This is a genomic window from Pseudidiomarina piscicola, from assembly GCF_902806985.1.
Lineage (GTDB): Bacteria > Pseudomonadota > Gammaproteobacteria > Enterobacterales > Alteromonadaceae > Pseudidiomarina > Pseudidiomarina piscicola.
In genome coordinates this window covers 107112-124770 of sequence record NZ_CADCXY010000002.1, presented here as the reverse complement: position 1 = coordinate 124770, position 17659 = coordinate 107112, and the positions used below count along the sequence as shown (strand labels likewise).

Genomic DNA, 17659 nt, shown 5'->3' with positions numbered 1-17659 from the left:
GTTAGTTGCGCTCCACCGCATCAGGGAACAGCTGCGCCCAAGCGGTGAAACCGCCATCGAGACTACTTACGGGCTCGACACCTTGTTGCGCCAAATATTGCGCTGCACCTTGGCTGCTATTGCCGTGGTAACAGACCACGACGACCGGCTGGTCGTCGTCAATTTGCCCAAGGAAGTCAATGAGTGAAGCGTCTGTTAAATGAACCGCGCCCGGAATATGCCCGAGTGCAAACGAACGCTCGTCGCGAATGTCGGCAAATGCGGCTTCACCACTTTGCCATAGCTGGTGGGCAGTGGCAGTGTTAATACGGCTAAATTCACTCATTGCTAATCCTTTTGCCTAGCGGGTTAAGCATCCCAGTCGAGAATCACTTTCCCAGACTGGCCAGAGGTCATGATATCAAAACCCTGCTGAAACTCATCAATGGGTAATGAATGGGTTAAAATCGGCGATAAATCTAGGCCAGACTGTAACAGGCTTGCCATTTTATACCAGGTTTCGAACATTTCTCGACCGTAAATGCCTTTGATCACTAACCCTTTGAAAATAACTTGATTCCAGTCAATCGCGACACTTTGCGGCGGAATCCCTAACATGGCAATTTTGCCACCATGATTCATGGTTTCAAGCATTTGACTAAAGGCTGACGGCACACCGGACATCTCTAGGCCTACATCGAAGCCTTCTTTCATGCCCAGTTCATTCATCACGTCGGATAGTTTTTCTTTGCTTACGTCGACGGTACGGGTGGCGCCCATTTTCTGAGCAAGTTCTAAACGGTAGGTATTAACATCGGTAATGACAACGTGCCGTGCACCTACATGCCGGGCAACCGCAGCGGCCATGATACCGATAGGGCCCGCGCCAGTGATGAGTACGTCTTCACCTACTAAGTCAAATGCCAAAGCGGTATGCACCGCGTTCCCAAAGGGGTCGAAAATTGCCGCTAAGTCGTCGCTGATATCGTCCGGAAGCTTAAATGCATTGTCGGCGGGGATCACCAAGTATTCGGCAAAGGCGCCGGGCCGATTGACACCGACACCAACGGTATTGCGACATAAATGGCGACGCCCGGCACGACAATTGCGGCAGTGCCCGCAGGTAATATGGCCTTCGCCGGAAACACGGTCGCCTTTAGCAAAGCCGCGAACACCATCACCCATGGCTGCTACTTCGCCAACATACTCGTGGCCAACAACCATAGGCACTGGAATAGTGGCCTGTGACCACTCGTCCCATTTATAAATGTGCACGTCGGTTCCGCAGATGGCGGTTTTCTTGATCTTGATTAACAGGTCGTTATGACCGTAGTCGGGCTGCTCGACATCGGTCATCCAGATCCCTGGTTCAGCATGTAATTTTGCTAACGCTTTCATAACTTCCTCCGCGTTTATCCGCGTTTAAATAATGCCTAGATCTTTACCAATGCGAACAAATGCATCGATGGCGCGCTGTAATTGTTCGCGCGAGTGACCGGCAGACATTTGCGTACGAATACGTGCTTTACCACGAGGCACGACTGGGAATGAAAAGCCGACCACATAAATGCCTTCCGCCAATAAACGGTCGGACATTTCTGACGCCAGCTTAGCATCGCCAATCATTACCGGAATAATGGCGTGATCGGCGCCACTCATGGTAAAGCCGGCGTTGGCCATTTCAGTGCGGAAATAATTGGCGTTGTCCCACAAACGTTGGCGCAACTCATCGCCATTTTCGAGCATTTCTAGTACGCGAATCGAAGCTTGAACGATCGCTGGCGCGACGGAGTTTGAAAATAAGTAAGGGCGTGAACGCTGGCGCAGCCAATCAATGACTTGTTTTTTACCAGAGGTGTAGCCGCCTGATGCGCCACCTAATGCCTTGCCAAGGGTGCCGGTGATGATATCAACACGGCCCATAACGTCGCAGTACTCATGGGTACCTTTGCCTTTGGCGCCAAGGAAGCCAGTAGCGTGACAGTCATCCATCATGGTCAGTGCGCCATATTGATCAGCAAGGTCGCAAATACCCTTCATGTTGGCGATCACGCCGTCCATTGAGAATACGCCATCGGTGGCGATTAAAATATGGCGCGCGCCGTCGGCTTTCGCCTGCTTTAACTGCGCTTCGAGGTCTGCCATATCGTTATTTTTATAGCGGTAGCGCTTCGATTTGCTCAACCGGATACCGTCGATAATGCTGGCATGGTTCAACTCATCACTAATAATGGCGTCTTCTGGGCCCATTAAGGTTTCAAACAGGCCACCGTTCGCATCAAAGCAAGATGAATAGAGAATTGTCTCTTCGGTACCTAAAAACTCACTCAATTTGCTTTCTAGGGTTTTGTGGATATCTTGCGTACCACAAATGAATCGCACCGATGCGGTACCGAAACCATGCGCGTCGAGGCCTTCTTTAGCAGCGCCGATAAGCTCTGGGTGGTTGGCTAAGCCGAGGTAGTTATTGGCGCAGAAATTAAGAACTGACTGGCCTTCACCGACCTGTATTTCAGCGGCTTGTTCGCTGGTAATAACACGTTCCTGCTTGTATAAGCCTTCGTCTTTGAGTTCTTCAAGCTGGCTATCCAGCTGTTGATAAAATTCGTTCTTCATGTAATTCTCCGTGCTTTAAGAGCGTACGCGGATGCGATCCAAAGGATTTGTCCTATAGTTTACCCGATCTGCAGGGTATCACGCATCCTCATTTCTGTTGCCGGAGAAAATTCATGCACAAGCGTGCTATCTATCCAGGAACTTTCGATCCTATTACCAATGGTCACGCCGACCTGATTGAACGCGCGGCAAACTTATTTAGTGAAGTGGTGGTTGGGATTGCCAACAACCCCAGTAAAAACCCTATGTTTAGCCTCGAAGAGCGGGTTGAGCTGGTGCGCGACGTAACCGATCAACTGCCTAACGTGAGTGTGGTTGGCTTTAGTGGGTTACTGGTCGACTTCGCCAAAGAATATGGCGCAACCGTTCTTATTCGAGGATTACGCGCGGTTTCCGACTTTGAATATGAATTTCAAATGGCCAACATGAATCGACGCCTTTACCCTGGTCTCGAAAGCGTTTTTCTGACTCCCTCTGAAGAAAATTCCTTTATTTCGTCGACACTGGTTAAAGAAGTGGCCTTGCACCATGGTGATGTTAGACAATTTACCGATGCTCGCGTCGCAAAAGCACTGAATGAAAAGATAAAATCACGTTAAGGTGATTAAAAGTGCCGCTTAAAGCCACAGCTAGACTACCATTTTGGGCGTTTTCGGGTTAGAATCGCGCCCCAAAATTCGTTTCTTTTTTGTTTCATTCTTATTTGCTCAGACTAGACCCGCAGGAGTCCGCCACATGACTGATCTGGATTTAAGCCGCTATGGCATTACAGACGTCAATGAGATTATTCATAATCCTTCGTACGAACAACTCTTTAACGAAGAAACGCGCAGTGACCTTGAAGGTTACGAGAAAGGCGTCGTTACCGACTTAGGCGCAGTTGCTGTTGATACGGGTATTTTTACAGGCCGCTCGCCGAAAGATAAATACATTGTTCGTGACGAAACAACCAAAGATACCTTGTGGTGGGCAGATCAAGGCAAAAATGACAACAAAGCTATTTCAGCTGACGTCTGGGCAGATTTAAAAACAACCGTAACGGATCAGCTTTCAGGCAAGCGTTTGTTTGTGGTGGATACTTTTTGCGGTGCCAATGAAAACACCCGTTTATCAGTGCGTTTTATCACGGAAGTTGCGTGGCAGGCTCACTTCGTCAAAAACATGTTTATTCGCCCGTCAGCGGAAGAGCTAGAAACCTTCACACCTGACTTTGTCGTGATGAATGGTGCCAAGTGCATCAATGCTAAGTGGCAAGAGCACGGCTTAAACTCAGAAAACTTCGTTGCCTTTAACCTGACCGAACGTATTCAGTTAATCGGTGGTACTTGGTACGGCGGTGAAATGAAAAAAGGTATGTTCTCAATGATGAACTACTTTTTACCACTGCAAGGTATCGCTTCTATGCACTGCTCGGCGAACGTCGGCAAAGATGGCGACGTCGCCATCTTCTTTGGTCTATCGGGAACCGGTAAAACGACCTTATCGACGGATCCGAAGCGCGCATTAATCGGTGATGATGAGCATGGTTGGGACGACGATGGCGTGTTTAACTTCGAAGGTGGCTGTTATGCGAAAACCATCAACCTTTCGCAAGAAGCTGAACCAGATATTTATAACGCAATTCGTCGCGATGCATTGCTCGAAAATGTCACTGTACTAGACGATAGCAGCGTTGATTTTGATGACGGCTCAAAAACGGAAAACACGCGGGTTTCCTATCCTATTCATCACATCGAAAATATCGTTAAGCCAGTATCGAAAGCCGGTCATGCTAAAAAAGTTATCTTTTTAACGGCTGATGCCTTTGGTGTGTTGCCACCGGTATCAAAATTGACCAAAGCACAAACCAAATACCACTTCTTGTCGGGCTTCACCGCCAAGTTGGCAGGCACCGAACGTGGTATTACTGAGCCAACCCCAACCTTCTCTAGCTGTTTTGGTGCGGCTTTCTTAAGTCTTCACCCCACCCAATACGCTGAAGTGTTGGTGAAGCGAATGGAAGCGGCTGGCGCTGAAGCTTATCTGGTAAATACCGGTTGGAATGGTTCAGGTAAACGTATTTCGATTAAGGCCACGCGTGCCATTATCGATGCCATTCTCGATGGCAGTATTGAAGATGCAGAATTTATCGACCTGCCATACTTTAATTTGGCGATGCCTACAGCGCTAGCGGGCGTTGAAGATGCGTCTATTCTAGATCCGCGCCAAACCTATGAAGATGCCAACGATTGGGATGTGAAAGCCCAAGACTTAGCCCGCCGTTTTGTAGCGAACTTCGTGAAGTTCACCGATAATGACGAAGGCAAGGCGTTGGTAGCTGCGGGCCCGCAGCTTTAGTTAGGCGCTCACTGTCCGGTTTCGGCCCTCTGCTTTTGCTTGGTAGAGGGCCTTATCTACCCTCGCAATCAAACTCTCACTATCGTCGCCGTTGCGGAAACTCGCCACACCGAAGCTGGCGGTAATACGTATGCCATCGTGAAATGAAAAGTGCGCAATCGCCTCGCGCATGATCTCCGCGTGTTTCACGCATTGTTGCGAGGTACTGTTAGGCACTAACACTAAGAATTCTTCGCCTCCCCAGCGACCAGCAACATCGGTACTACGAATTCGTGTCCTTAGAATTTGTGCCAGCTCAACCAGCACGATGTCACCTACTTGGTGTCCATAGGTGTCGTTAACTCGTTTAAAGTGATCGATATCAATTAGCATAATGCTAAAACCGGAGTCGCTTTGCCGCGCTTTAACTAAAGAGTGGTTCAGATCATGGTCTAGCTGTACTCGATTAAAGAGCCCGGTGAGAGGGTCTGTCACGGCAATGCTCTTGAGCCGTTCGCTGTGTTGATGCAAAAAGTGAAAAGCATCAGAGCGCGTTTGCTCTATGTACCTAAGTAAAATAATCAGTGCCGTTGTGGCAATGATGATGTTTAACAGCGAATCAATAGTGAATGGGGCGTCGCTCCATGTCGCTTCGGTTACGCTAATGAAGCTGAAAACGCCTAGTAAAAATGCGGCACTTAGCAGTAACCCCCAGCGCCCGCCTAGTAGTGCATAGGCAACCGGTGGAATCACAGCGAGCCAATAAAGTGAGTACGACTGGCCTTGGCTAACAACAATATAGACCGCCACCACCGAACTGATCAGTAATGTCACAAGCCAGCTAATGACGAGAACCGCTTTAGGTTGTTTTTCTAACCAAAGAAAGAGCCCGGCAGCTATCGCCAGCAGGCCCAACTCAAGCGCAACCATCAAGCTATGCTGCTCGCGGATATAATTAACAACGGCAAGCAGTGGCGCTACTACAATGATAATCCACAGTAGCGCCTTCAAAAATTGGACCCGCCGATAGCGCGGGTCCAATGGCGAGTTAATGCTAGTTGATTTGCTCAGCATGGGGCAGCTCGTGTGCCGGGGCTTCAGTTGCGCCCTCTTTTAGGAAGCTATCCATCCAACGCATCATGCGCATACTGTAGTCTAACTGCGCTGCGACACGGCGGTTACCATGACCTTCACCCGGATAAAGCACGAGGCGTACGGGCACATTATTATGGGTTTTCAAGTAGCGATATAATTCCATCGATTGACTTGGGTGCACCCGGGTATCTTCTTTGCCGTGCATGATCAAAATGGGCGTACGCGCTTTTTCAGCATGATAAATAGGGCTGCGCTCTAAGTACCATTGCCATTTTTCCCACGGGTAGCTGCGCGCGTGTACCGCGTGCATCTCTTTGGCGATGTCGGTGGTGCCGAATTTGGAAATGTTATCGCTGATGCCAACAAACATCACACTAGAGGCCCAGTGCTCTGTCTGCGCGGTAGCGCCCCAAGCGGACGCAAAGCCGCCATACGAGCCACCAGTGATACCCGCACGGTCGGTATCCACGACACCACGCTCGACCAGGTAGTTTTTACCGTCAACAATGTCGTCAAACTCTTTTCCGGCATAGTCATTTTGACCCAGTTTTGAAAACTCGACGCCACGCCCGGTGCTGCCGCGATAATTTGGGAAGAATAACGCGTAGCCTTGCTGTGCTGCGTGTTTCACTGGGCTTGAATAGCGGTCGAGCCAGCCATTGCTGTAGTGCGACTCAGGGCCACCATGTACCACTGTAATTAGCGGGTATTGAGTGCCTTCCTGATAGTCCGTTGGGTAGACTAAAATCCCTTCAAGCTCTAGGCCGTCGCGCGCTTCGTAACGAACGGTTTCCTGCTTCGGCATGGTAATATCGCTAAGCCATGGGTTGGAATCGGTCAAACGGATCAAGCGTTGCATTTCCACGCGGAACAGTTCGGTTGGGTGGGCTGCACGATGCGCACGGGCATAGATGCCTGACTGCCCGACAGCGGCTTCAATATCAACCACAATGGCTTCTCCCGCTTCAAGTAACGGGCGGGTTTCTAGCCACTGCATGGTAATTGCCTGAACTTCTGACTCAGTGCCCACATGGCCAAGGTAAATCAGTTCGTCATTGTTGCGCCAATCGATGTCGCGCACATGGCCCGCATAGTCTGGCAGTACATTACGTACAGTGTTGTCGTTTTGCGTATCAAATACCAGCAAACGACCTGACGCCGGGTCATTGAAATCGGCAGCGGCAATCACTGCGAGGTAGCGGCCATCAGGCGAGAACTCGGCTTTGCCGAGCTTACCAACTGTGGCAAAGCTAGATTCTTGCACGCCGGCAAAAGAAATCAGCTCATATTGGCTGCTCATGTAATTGTCATCGACTAACGCGGTTGGGGCGGTACGTAGCAATAGCTGTTCATGGCCCGGACGAAAAGCGACAGAGAAAACTTGGCGGTCGTCGGTTAATTGCGCCGCAATTTGGCTTTCACCGCTCAGGTCAACAAACCACGCATGGGTAAATTCGTTTTCTTCTTCATAGACTTCCGCCTTGAAGCCTTTTTTGGCAAGAGTCTTCTCGCTTTCGTCTTGCTCTGAGCGAGCCCTGAACGCTAAGTAACGGCCGTCGGCGCTTAAGGTATAGCTGTAAATGCTACTATCGTGGCTGAAGACTTTTTGCGCTTCACCGCCATTGAGAGAAATTTTATAGAGGCTGGTGTGCTTATCGTCATCACGCTTACTGGTGAAGTAAATGAAGTCACCATGAATGCTGAGGTCGCCAACACCTTGCTTATCGGTGATAAAAGGCACTGGCTCGTCTTCACCGCGCACCACATAAAGCTCGACTTGGCTGCCACCATCATCGTCAACGTAGGGGGTACGTGGAATGACTTTCGTGAAGGCCGCTATTTGGCCATCGTCGCTTACGGCGACACTGTTGATAGATTTTGTTGTCACGGTTTCAGTAAGCGTTATATCACGCGCGCTGACACTTAAACTCAGTGCAGCACATAGCGCAGTGAGACCTATTCGTAGCACCATGGTTTTCTCCTCTAACTATGATTTTTAAAGCTTAATTTTGCTTATAGTAGCAGCAAAATAGTTGACTTCCCACGAAATCAAGCCACTCTAAATCTTATACAAAATAATGAGGAAGATTAGTATGGCAGATCAAGTTTGGATCGGCATTATCCTAATCTCAGCTTTAATTCTTTTCGTGGTGGACAAGTGGCGTTATGACTTTGTCGCGATGGCGGCGTTGTTTGCTGCCTACTTAGCGGGTTTGGTGCCACGACAAGAAGTGTTCTCAGGGTTTGGCAACCCAGCGGTGATAACAGTTGCAGCGGTGCTGGTCATAAGCCACGCACTATGGCGCTCGGGGGTGGTCGATACCATGGCCAGCAGCGTCAAAGGTGTTGGCGATCGTGTTTGGCTGCAAATGATTGTATTGACGGGACTCACCACCTTTGTCTCGGCTTTTATCAGCAATACCGGGGCGATGGCGATTATGATCCCTGTGGCCTTGCAATTGTCGCGCAGCGGTGCCGGACATGCTTCGTTGATGTTGATGCCGATGGCCTTTGGTTCGTTACTGGGCGGAACCATTACCATGATCGGTACCCCGCCGAATATTATTATCTCTGATATTCGGGCGAAACATGGTGGCGAGGCTTTTGGCATCTTTGATTTCACGCCGGTGGGGTTAAGTGTGGCGGTGGCAGGTTTGTTGTTGATGTGGCTGACTGCACATTGGCTAGTGCCGCGCAGTAAGAGCCGCGATACATCAAGCTCACCGTACGATGTGAGTGCTTACTTAACTGAGCTCTATGTGCCCGAAGGTGCGGGGCTAATTAGCCACACCTTATTCGAGTTTGAGTCCAAAATTAAAGAGAACTTTGCCGTAGTGGCACTCAAACGAGGCAAGCAAATGATCACGGCTCCGCCGCGCTACCAACGTTTAAAAGCGGAAGATGTGGTGATCGTCGAGGCCGATACGGAAACCCTGCAGAAAATATTAGATATCACCAAGTTTGAGCTCAATGCCGAAGAGGAAATAGGCACACGGTTTTTAGTGTCCGATGAAATAAAGGTCATTGAAGGTATCGTTGGACACGACTCTCGACTTATCGGCCGCTCGGCGGCAGATTTGCGCTTACGCCATCGGTTTGGCGTGAATGTTTTAGCGGTCGCGCGCGAAGGCCAGCCGCTCAAGCCCAGTTTGTCAGATGTGCGCTTCAAACCCGGTGATGTATTACTCTTGCAGGGCGATGCGGAATTACTCAATGATGTATTTAATCGCTTTGGCTGTTTTCCACTGGCGCAGCGCAACATTCGTTTAGGTAGTAAGCGCAAGTTACTGCTGCCGTTGGGTATCTTTTTTGCCGCCATCGGCGTTAGTGCGGCTGGGCTGGTCAGTGTGCCAGTGGCTTTTGCCATGGCTGCCGGTGTCATGGTGCTCGCCAATGTGTTGCCGATCCGTGAGCTGTACGAGCACATTGATTGGCCAATTATTGTGATGTTGGCCGCGACCATCCCACTTGGCGGCGCCTTAGAGCAAAGTGGTGCTGCTGACACCATCGCAGAGGCAGCTCTGTGGGTCAGTCAGGGGGCGCCCGGTGTGGTGGTGCTGGGCTTACTGATGGTGGTAACCATGTTGCTTTCCAATGTGGTCAACAATGCCGCAGCGGCGGTCTTGATGGCGCCAATCGGCATCAGTCTGGCGGGTACGTTAGGAGCCTCTCAGGATCCGTTTTTAATGGCCGTCGCGTTAGGTGCTGCCTTACCTTTTCTTACGCCTATTGGTCATCAATCGAATATTTTGGTGATGGGCCCAGGTGGCTATAAGTTTGCAGATTACTGGCGGTTGGGGCTGCCGCTGTCGTTGGTGATGGTGGTCGTGGCGCTGATCATGATTTCGTTGCAGTGGCCGATGTACGCGTAGCTTCTGCACCGCGGGCAACAATTCGTACTTGCGCGATGGTTGTTTCCAGTAACTGTTGGCGTTGTGTCGTCGTTGCGTCAAGCGCATCGGCGCCCGCACTAAAGACAATGCGGACGATGGCATCGGCTTGTAATTCTGCCAGCCCTGGGGGGAAGTCTTGCTCCGTAACTAAGTAGTCGACTAACTCCGCGGTAAAATGTTCAACCTCGCGTTGTACGGCAAGTCGAAATTCACGTGAGTTGCCCGACTTTTCTTGCAGTAACAACCTAAAAATAGCGGTATTACTGGCCACGAACTCCATGAAAGTGGTGACCGAGGCGCGCACAATCGAGCCCCCTTGATCAATTTGCTGACGCGACTGCCGCAACAACTGGCGTAGGGCCAAACCACCTTCATCAACCAAGGTCAGGCCTAATTCTTCCATATTTTGAAAGTGGCGATAAAACGACGTGGGTGCAATACCTGCCTCCCGCGTGACTTCACGTAGGCTCAAAGATGCATAACCATGTTCAGCACTTAGCTGATTCATTGCCGCTTGTATCAACGCACGACGCGTCTTTTCTTTTTGAGCGGCGCGTACACCAGCCATAAGTGGAACTTCCTTCGTTGTTTTGTTGCCTAAACCTGAGTCATAGTGGCGATTATGTCAGTGAACGGGTGTTCACGCAATTCATCGCTTTTTCTTAAATAAAGGTTGCACCGAAAGCCTAATACCAGTAAATTCAGCGTACACATGTTCGCTAAGTTTTCCGAACGCGCAACATGCCGGTTTTTTAAAGTAGGTATTTTATGTCGAAGTCTCAAACTGCTAAGCCAAAAATCATTTGGCTGAACACCCTCGTATTTGCGATCACTTTTACCGTTGCCGCGATAGGCGTGCCTTGGTATGGCCTCACGCACGGATTTTCTTTTGGTTTATGGTTAGCACTTATTGCAACCATTGGTTTTGCGGGTATTTCTATCACCGCTGGCTACCATCGCTTATGGTCTCACCGCACCTATGATGCGCATTGGTCGCTGCGTATACTGTTCGCTCTAGGTGGTGCGTTAGCAGTACAAAACAGCGCCTTGCATTGGTCTTCAGACCATCGTGAGCATCACAAACATGTTGATGACAACGACAAAGACCCGTATTCCGCGAAGCGTGGCTTCTGGTATTCGCATATCGGCTGGATGCTGCGTGAATATCAAGCATCACGTTATAGTAACTATAATAATGTCAAAGACCTGCAAAGCGATCCTATCGTGATGTGGCAACACCGTAATTATCTTACCTTGACCTTGCTAACCACGATTGGTTGGCCGGTGGCACTCGGGCTTATGCTTGGAGATGTTTGGGGAGCGGTGATCTTAGTCGGTTTTGCACGCTTGGTGATCAACCACCACACCACGTTTTTCATTAACTCGCTGGCGCACATTTGGGGCAAACAAACCTATACCGATCGCAACACTGCGCGTGACAACGGTGTGTTAGCCTTTTTGACCTTTGGCGAGGGCTATCACAACTACCATCATATTTTTTCAGCAGACTATCGTAATGGTATTCGCTGGTGGCAGTTTGACCCAACCAAATGGTTGATTCGTAGCTGCTCGTGGTTAGGGTTGACGTCTAACTTGAAGCGTACACATGGCTATCAAATTGAAAAAGCTAAGTTAGAAATGCAATTTAAAACGGTCACCACTAGCACACCGATTAGTTGCGAAACCACCATGCAGAAGCTACATGATGAATATGATGCGCTGCTGATCAGGTTGCGAGAGTACTATCAGGCCCGTAAACAGCTGCTCGATAGTAAAACCAAGGCGCTCGCTGAGCACATGCCGACCTTGGACGAAATGCAAGCCAAGGTAGCTGAGCTGCGTAGTTCATTTTTGCAGCACAAGCGCCAGTTCAAACTGTTGTTGCAACAACCACAACTAAATTAACGTGTTATCATGCTGGGCATCAATTTTTATATTTTGAAATGGATGCCCGCATGCTTACAATTCGCCCCGCAACCCATGATGATGTGCCTGCGCTTCACGCCTTGGCAGAAAGCTGGTTACTAAAGAACCTGCCAGCACCGGAAGACACCGGTTTCCTGATTTCTAACTTCTCACAAGACAAATATCACGCCTACATAGATAGCGCCGAGTATTTTTGGGTGGCCGAGGAAGATGGTCAACTTGGTGGGTTTTTACTTGCTTACCATAGTGAATCAATTCAGCCTGATGAAATCGTTAATTCGTGTCTGCGCTACTCGGTCGTCGAGCCGTTTACGTTAATCAAACAGATCTGTGCCTCGGGCAAAGTGCGGGGCGCTACCCGTGCACTTTACGAAAAACTTTTTGCCGAAATGAGCACCGACCTCGCCCTCGCTGCCGTTGTCAATGAGCCGTTAAATACCCGCTCAATTGAGTTTCACCGTAAAGTAGGTTTCCATTTTCTTTGGGACCTCAAACCGCCCGCAGACTACGATGGCGAAATTCGTACGCGCTCGATTTGGTATGTTAATAAGAGCAAAAAACTACCGCAAACGCGCATGGCACAATGCGATAAAAATGATTTATTGCAGCAGCTCATTGAAAAGCAACATGGTATTACCGCACTCTACACCCATGAAGACAACTTAAACTGGACCAAGCTGGGGATGCTGGTGACCTTCATGACTGCGTTTATGACGGCGTTTGCATTCTTAGTGGAGCGACCGCAAACGCCAACCAATACCTGGACAGCGGTAATGTTGATCACCTTTGGTTATGTGATTAACTTTATTTTCTACACTAAATTAAAGTCTGGATTGAAGTTTTTTGAGCACCATAAGAAGACCTTGCGGCGCTATGATGAGGGTATAACAGCTATATTACCGTCGTTGCCGAGCTTTCTTGATACCACCACCCGCAAACGTTCAGCGACGGTGCGGGTGATGGTTGCATTACCAATTTTCAGTATGCTGATTTGGACCGTTTGTTCAGCTTTACTTAGTTATCGGTATTTCTTTAGCTAACTAAAAGAGCTGTTACTTCTTCGCTTTCGCAAAAGCATCGGCGAAAGCGGAGCCCATTGCTGAGTTGCCTAGCGGCGGTTGTGCTTTGCTGGTTGAGCGTTTACCACCGCCCGCCGAGGCCTTGTTTGGCTTAGCTGAACCTTTCGTGCTCTGGTTCGGTGTTGCCGCCGCTGCAGGCGCTTCGTCGTTCAACTTCATGGTTAAACTGATACGCTTGCGTTGAACGTCAACCTCCATCACCTTAACCTTCACGATATCGCCGGCCTTAACCACTTCACGCGGGTCACTGACGAAATTGTTCGATAGCGCACTGACGTGCACGAGGCCGTCTTGATGCACGCCTATATCTATAAAAGCGCCAAAAGCTGCGACATTTGACACCACACCTTCAAGGGTCATACCTGGTCGTAAGTCTTTTAGGGTGTCGACGCCTTCTTTAAAGTTTGCGGTTTTAAACTCGGGGCGCGGGTCGCGACCCGGTTTATCGAGTTCACGTATGATGTCACGTACCGTCGGCAAGCCGAACTTAGCGTCGGTATAGTTTTGTGCCTCAAGTGTTTTGAGGAAGCTACTATCGCCGATTAATTGTGCAACTGCTTTATTATGATCGGCCGCCATGCGCTCAACGAGTGGATAGGCTTCCGGGTGGACAGCCGAGCGGTCAAGGGGCTGGTCGCCATCCATAATGCGCATGAAGCCGGCCGCCTGTTCAAACGACTTAGGCCCCATGCGGGTAACATCTAGCAGTGCCTTGCGGTTGGTGAACCGACCATGACTATCACGGTGCGCCACGATATTTTGCGCCAATGTTTTATTTAAGCCGGCAACGCGAGCGAGGAGTGCTACAGATGCCGTATTGGCGTCAACACCTACGGCGTTAACACAATCCTCGACCACGGCGTCAAGACTTTGGGCTAACTGAGTTTGCCCCACATCGTGCTGATACTGGCCGACACCGATCGACTTGGGTTCTATTTTAACGAGTTCGGCGAGAGGGTCTTGTAAACGGCGTGCAATAGAAACCGCACCACGCAATGAAACATCAAGATCAGGAAATTCTTGGGCTGCGAGTTCCGAGGCAGAATAGACCGATGCGCCAGCTTCGTTGACAATCACCTTGCTGGCCTTAAGTTCGGCGTCCGCTTTAAGCAGATCCCCGACCAGTTTATCGGTCTCTCGTGAGTGGGTGCCGTTGCCAATAGCGATGAGCTCAACTTTATGCTGTTTGCACATGCCAGCGATGGTGCGCATGGCTTTGTCGACTTGATTTTGTGGTTGGAATGGGAACACCGTATTGGTTCCCAAAACCTTGCCGGTGCTGTCGACGACGGCGACTTTAATGCCCGTACGCACACCTGGATCTAGGCCCATGGTGGTTTTGGCACCTGCGGGTGCAGCCATTAACAGGTCTTTGAGGTTATTTGCAAAGATCTTAATGGCATCGGCTTCAGCGCGCTCACGAACACTGCCGAATAGTTCAGTTTCCATATGCAGTAAGAGTTTAACGCGCCAGGTCCATTGCACGGTTTGTTGCAACCAGGCATCGGCTGCACGGCCTGCGGGGCTAAAGGCAATATGTTCAGCGACCAATTGTTCGCCGTAACTGCGGGCTTTGGGGTCTTCTTGGTGTGGGTCGGCATCTAACTTGAGTTGCAAAATTCCCTCATTGCGACCACGGAATAAAGCCAGCGCACGGTGCGAAGGAATTTTTTTCAGTGCCTCACTAAAGGCAAAGTAATCACGATACTTACTGCCTTCTTGCTCTTTATCCGGCGCTACAACACTTTTAATTTCAGCGTTACTCCATAAATAATGACGCACTTTTTTGAGGAGTGCAGCGTCTTCGGCAAAGCGTTCCATGAGGATAAAACGGGCACCCTCTAAAACAGCTTTGGTATCGGCGAAGCCGGCATCGCTATTGAGATAGTCTTGGGCAACCTGCTCTGGCTCTTGGTCTTGATTGTCGAGTAAGGTGTTCGCCAACGGTTCAAGGCCGGCTTCGATGGCAATTTGACCTTTTGTACGACGCTTAGGCTTGTAGGGCAGGTACAAATCTTCGAGCTCAGTTTTCGATTGTGTCGCGCGAATTTGCTGTTCAAGTGTCGGGGTGAGTTTGTCTTGATCGCGAATACTGGCCAAGGTCACCTCGCGACGATCGTTCAACTCACGCAAGTAAGTGAGCCGTTGAGCGAGGTTACGCAGTTGAGTATCGTCTAGCCCGCCGGTGGCCTCTTTACGATAGCGGGCGATAAAAGGAACTGTGGCGCCATCATCGAGTAGCGTGATCACTGCTTGGACTTGTTGCGAACTGACGGCTAACTCATTCGCAAGTTGCTGGGAAATCGAGCCCATGTATTCGTTCTCGCTTTGTTGGATTCATAAAATGTGCGCGCCAGTATAGCAGCCATTGCTTAGCGGGCGCGACCTTCACGTTAGATTTGCTTTGTCAGCTAGGAGCTTCATCCGGTTTGGTGCGTTGGTAGCGTATTGCGGTAATATACCAATGGTGAACGCCGGAGGGGGTAGTGACTCGCACCTCGTCATCAAGTTGTTTACCTAAAGCCGCGCGCGCCATCGGCGCATCAATTGATATCACGGACTTATCGTCGTAAATCTCATCAGGGCCGACAATGCTGAACGTCTTCTCAGTGCCGTCATCGTTTTCTACCGTGACGGTCGCACCGAAAAAAACTTTGCCTTCTTGTGAGGGGGCGTAGTCGACGATTTTTAATGTTTCGAGCCGTTTGCGAAGAAACCGAATGCGGCGATCAATTTGCCGTAATTTTTGTTTGTTGTATTTGTAATCGGCATTCTCTGAGCGGTCGCCTAGGCTTGCAGCCCAAGCCACTTTTTCAGTGGTTTCGCGGCGTTCGACGCGCCATAAATGGTCGAGTTCAGCCTGCAGTTTCAAGTAACCGTGGCGGGTGATTAGATTGGTTTTGGCCATAGGGATAAGCATCAAGTGAATGAACCTAAGATGGTAGCACTTGGCTTTAGACAGAAACAAGCTGCCGCCACGAGCGTGGCTTTAAGGGCGCCGTTGCATCACCTTCGAAAGGGGGTATTCTAGTAGTTTAGCCCAGTTGTTGAGCGGAGAACTAAAATGTCAGACAGCCAACAAGCCACACGTTTCATGGCCAGCACCCACGAAGTACAGAATCAGCCTCCGGCGCTTGAGAACTACAATTTATTCAGCAATGATCTTGCCCTGCAACAAGCCCTAACTCGTGAACATGCCGGCTGGGCCATAGACCAGGTACATGCCATGGGTGCCCTAGCCGGTAAAGCCGAAACTATTCGTTTGGGCTTTTTAGCCAATGCCATAAAGCCCCAGTTTGAACCTCAGGACCGCTTTGGTCATCGTATCGATCGGGTTGAGTACCATGATGCGTACCATCAGCTAATGGGCATTGCGACACAGCATGGCTTGCACGCATCGCCGTGGCGCGAGCCGAAGGCAGGAGCGCACGTGGCCCGTGCGGCAAAGTATTATCTCCATACGCAAGTTGAAGCGGCGCATGGCTGTCCTATTACCATGACCTTCGCTGCAGTGCCGGCACTGAGGCATCAGCCTGATCTGGCTCGCGTCTGGTTGCCGAAAATTCTCACCGATGGGTATGACCCACGGAATTTGCCTGATGGTGAAAAGCAGGCGGTGACCATCGGTATGGCAATGACTGAAAAACAAGGCGGCTCCGATGTTCGAAGCAATACAACTCGCGCTTATCCGCTGGGTAAAGAAGGCCCCGGACAGGCGTACCAATTGGTCGGCCATAAGTGGTTTGTGTCAGCGCCGATGTGCGATGCCTTTTTGGTATTGGCGCAAACCACGGCAGGGCTAAGTTGCTTTTTGCTCCCGCGTTGGCGCCCGGATGGTAGTAAAAACCCGCTACAACTGGTGCGTTTGAAAGACAAAATGGGCAACGTGGCCAATGCCTCCAGCGAAGCGGAGTTACGCGGCGCCTTTGCCTGGATGGTAGGAGAGGAGGGCCGCGGGGTACGCACGATTATTGAGATGGTGGCGATGACTCGCTACGACTGTATGATCGGTTCGTCGGCAGGGATGCGCCAAGCCACGGTGCAGGCCTTGCATCATAGCCAACATCGTGCCGCTTTCGGCGCGCAGTTAATCGATCAGCCTTTGATGCAAAATGTACTGGCCGATCTGGCGCTTGAGAGTGAAGCGGCCATGACACTAACCATGCGTATGGCACGCGCGATGGACCAACAACAAGACGAACATGAACGCGCATTCGCACGCATTGCCGTGGCGATTGGCAAGTACTGGATCTGTAAACGTACGCCAGAGCATGCCTACGAGGCGATGGAAGTGATTGGTGGTAGCGGGGTGATGGAAAATTGCATTATGCCGCGGCTCTATCGCGAGGCGCCGATTAACGCGATCTGGGAGGGGAGTGGCAATGTACAGTGTCTCGATGTTCTGCGCGCTGTTGAAAAACAGCCACAATCGTTTGAAGCGTTACTTACCGAGCTGCGCCGAGCCAAAGGTTGTCATGCAAACCTTGATGCCGTTATTGCAGCGTTGCCACAGCGGTTGCAACAGGCACAAAGCGAACCGTTCTACGCGCGACAAGTGGTTGAGCTAATGGCGCGCGGTTTGCAAGGCGCATTGTTACAGCAATACGCGCCCTCCAGTGTCGCCGATAGCTTTTGTCAGTCACGGCTTGGAAATAATTCTCACATGGGCTACGGTCGATTAACGGATCGAAGCGCGGCGAAGGATATTTTAACCCGCGCCTGGCCAGCCTAAGTGCTGCTGTGAAAGGGAGAAAC

14 protein-coding genes are annotated in these 17659 nt (G+C 50.3%); 6 read left to right on the top strand and 8 right to left on the bottom strand.

The features are described from left to right. Window position 1: 1 nt before the first annotated feature. The 3 genes from glpE to PSI9734_RS05370 are packed head-to-tail and all read right to left on the bottom strand — an operon-like array spanning window position 2 to window position 2595. Complete coding sequence (glpE, locus tag PSI9734_RS05380) at window positions 2-325, bottom strand: thiosulfate sulfurtransferase GlpE (protein WP_173920102.1); 324 nt, start codon at window positions 323-325, stop codon at window positions 2-4. 23 nt (window positions 326-348) lie between these two features. Continuing rightward, window positions 349-1377: an L-threonine 3-dehydrogenase gene (tdh, locus tag PSI9734_RS05375; protein ID WP_173920101.1), complete on the bottom strand. Its 1029-nt coding sequence runs from the start codon at window positions 1375-1377 to the stop codon at window positions 349-351. Between the two features lie 24 nt (window positions 1378-1401). Next, complete coding sequence (locus PSI9734_RS05370) at window positions 1402-2595, bottom strand: glycine C-acetyltransferase (protein WP_173920100.1); 1194 nt, start codon at window positions 2593-2595, stop codon at window positions 1402-1404. A 113-nt stretch (window positions 2596-2708) separates the two neighbouring features. On the opposite strand from PSI9734_RS05370, the gene coaD reads away from it, so the two are divergent. Continuing rightward, a complete protein-coding gene (gene coaD, locus PSI9734_RS05365) occupies window positions 2709-3194 on the top strand; it encodes a pantetheine-phosphate adenylyltransferase (RefSeq protein WP_173920099.1) in 486 nt (161 codons plus the stop codon). 136 nt (window positions 3195-3330) lie between these two features. After that, window positions 3331-4932, top strand: a complete 1602-nt coding sequence (gene pckA, locus PSI9734_RS05360) for a phosphoenolpyruvate carboxykinase (ATP) (protein WP_173920098.1) — start codon at window positions 3331-3333, stop codon at window positions 4930-4932. Here pckA and PSI9734_RS05355 read toward each other — a convergent pair whose 3' ends face one another. After that, a complete protein-coding gene (locus PSI9734_RS05355; protein WP_173920097.1) occupies window positions 4933-5985 on the bottom strand; it encodes a GGDEF domain-containing protein in 1053 nt (350 codons plus the stop codon). It abuts the gene before it with no gap. Continuing rightward, on the bottom strand, window positions 5966-7978 hold the full coding sequence (locus PSI9734_RS05350; RefSeq protein ID WP_173920096.1) for a S9 family peptidase: 2013 nt from the start codon (window positions 7976-7978) through the stop codon (window positions 5966-5968). Before PSI9734_RS05350 ends, PSI9734_RS05355 begins: the two co-directional genes overlap by 20 nt. Before the next feature lie 121 nt (window positions 7979-8099). Here PSI9734_RS05350 and PSI9734_RS05345 point away from each other — a divergent pair, with 121 nt between their 5' ends. Further along, window positions 8100-9878 carry an SLC13 family permease gene (locus tag PSI9734_RS05345; RefSeq protein WP_173920095.1) on the top strand — a complete coding sequence of 593 codons (1779 nt, stop codon included), beginning with the start codon at window positions 8100-8102 and terminating at the stop codon, window positions 9876-9878. Here the strand turns inward: PSI9734_RS05345 and fabR are convergent. Beyond that, window positions 9844-10467 (bottom strand): HTH-type transcriptional repressor FabR, encoded by a 624-nt coding sequence (fabR, locus tag PSI9734_RS05340; protein ID WP_173920094.1) that lies wholly within the window; start codon window positions 10465-10467, stop codon window positions 9844-9846. The two genes, PSI9734_RS05345 and fabR, sit on opposite strands and share 35 nt — an antisense overlap. A gap of 200 nt (window positions 10468-10667) precedes the next feature. Here fabR and PSI9734_RS05335 point away from each other — a divergent pair, with 200 nt between their 5' ends. Then, on the top strand, window positions 10668-11804 hold the full coding sequence (locus tag PSI9734_RS05335) for an acyl-CoA desaturase (RefSeq protein WP_173920093.1): 1137 nt from the start codon (window positions 10668-10670) through the stop codon (window positions 11802-11804). 50 nt (window positions 11805-11854) lie between these two features. Continuing rightward, window positions 11855-12865, top strand: a complete 1011-nt coding sequence (locus PSI9734_RS05330) for a GNAT family N-acetyltransferase (protein ID WP_173920092.1) — start codon at window positions 11855-11857, stop codon at window positions 12863-12865. Between the two features lie 12 nt (window positions 12866-12877). Here PSI9734_RS05330 and PSI9734_RS05325 read toward each other — a convergent pair whose 3' ends face one another. Together PSI9734_RS05325 and greB are read right to left on the bottom strand one after the other, a co-directional pair. Next, window positions 12878-15217 carry a Tex family protein gene (locus tag PSI9734_RS05325; protein ID WP_173920091.1) on the bottom strand — a complete coding sequence of 780 codons (2340 nt, stop codon included), beginning with the start codon at window positions 15215-15217 and terminating at the stop codon, window positions 12878-12880. A gap of 94 nt (window positions 15218-15311) precedes the next feature. Continuing rightward, window positions 15312-15812, bottom strand: coding sequence for a transcription elongation factor GreB (gene greB / locus PSI9734_RS05320; RefSeq protein ID WP_173920090.1), 501 nt, complete (start codon window positions 15810-15812; stop codon window positions 15312-15314). Between the two features lie 156 nt (window positions 15813-15968). On the opposite strand from greB, the gene PSI9734_RS05315 reads away from it, so the two are divergent. Next, window positions 15969-17636: an isovaleryl-CoA dehydrogenase gene (locus PSI9734_RS05315; protein ID WP_173920089.1), complete on the top strand. Its 1668-nt coding sequence runs from the start codon at window positions 15969-15971 to the stop codon at window positions 17634-17636. The last annotated feature ends 23 nt before the right edge of the window (window positions 17637-17659 follow it).

What these genes read in the sequence shown, in the direction of transcription:
- glpE (WP_173920102.1), bottom strand. Translation starts at nt 325, where the DNA reads ATGAGTGAATTTAGCCGTATTAACACTGCCACTGCCCACCAGCTATGG.
- tdh (WP_173920101.1), bottom strand. Translation starts at nt 1,377, where the DNA reads ATGAAAGCGTTAGCAAAATTACATGCTGAACCAGGGATCTGGATGACC.
- PSI9734_RS05370 (WP_173920100.1), bottom strand. Translation starts at nt 2,595, where the DNA reads ATGAAGAACGAATTTTATCAACAGCTGGATAGCCAGCTTGAAGAACTC.
- coaD (WP_173920099.1), top strand. Translation starts at nt 2,709, where the DNA reads ATGCACAAGCGTGCTATCTATCCAGGAACTTTCGATCCTATTACCAAT.
- pckA (WP_173920098.1), top strand. Translation starts at nt 3,331, where the DNA reads ATGACTGATCTGGATTTAAGCCGCTATGGCATTACAGACGTCAATGAG.
- PSI9734_RS05355 (WP_173920097.1), bottom strand. Translation starts at nt 5,985, where the DNA reads ATGCTGAGCAAATCAACTAGCATTAACTCGCCATTGGACCCGCGCTAT.
- PSI9734_RS05350 (WP_173920096.1), bottom strand. Translation starts at nt 7,978, where the DNA reads ATGGTGCTACGAATAGGTCTCACTGCGCTATGTGCTGCACTGAGTTTA.
- PSI9734_RS05345 (WP_173920095.1), top strand. Translation starts at nt 8,100, where the DNA reads ATGGCAGATCAAGTTTGGATCGGCATTATCCTAATCTCAGCTTTAATT.
- fabR (WP_173920094.1), bottom strand. Translation starts at nt 10,467, where the DNA reads ATGGCTGGTGTACGCGCCGCTCAAAAAGAAAAGACGCGTCGTGCGTTG.
- PSI9734_RS05335 (WP_173920093.1), top strand. Translation starts at nt 10,668, where the DNA reads ATGTCGAAGTCTCAAACTGCTAAGCCAAAAATCATTTGGCTGAACACC.
- PSI9734_RS05330 (WP_173920092.1), top strand. Translation starts at nt 11,855, where the DNA reads ATGCTTACAATTCGCCCCGCAACCCATGATGATGTGCCTGCGCTTCAC.
- PSI9734_RS05325 (WP_173920091.1), bottom strand. Translation starts at nt 15,217, where the DNA reads ATGGGCTCGATTTCCCAGCAACTTGCGAATGAGTTAGCCGTCAGTTCG.
- greB (WP_173920090.1), bottom strand. Translation starts at nt 15,812, where the DNA reads ATGGCCAAAACCAATCTAATCACCCGCCACGGTTACTTGAAACTGCAG.
- PSI9734_RS05315 (WP_173920089.1), top strand. Translation starts at nt 15,969, where the DNA reads ATGTCAGACAGCCAACAAGCCACACGTTTCATGGCCAGCACCCACGAA.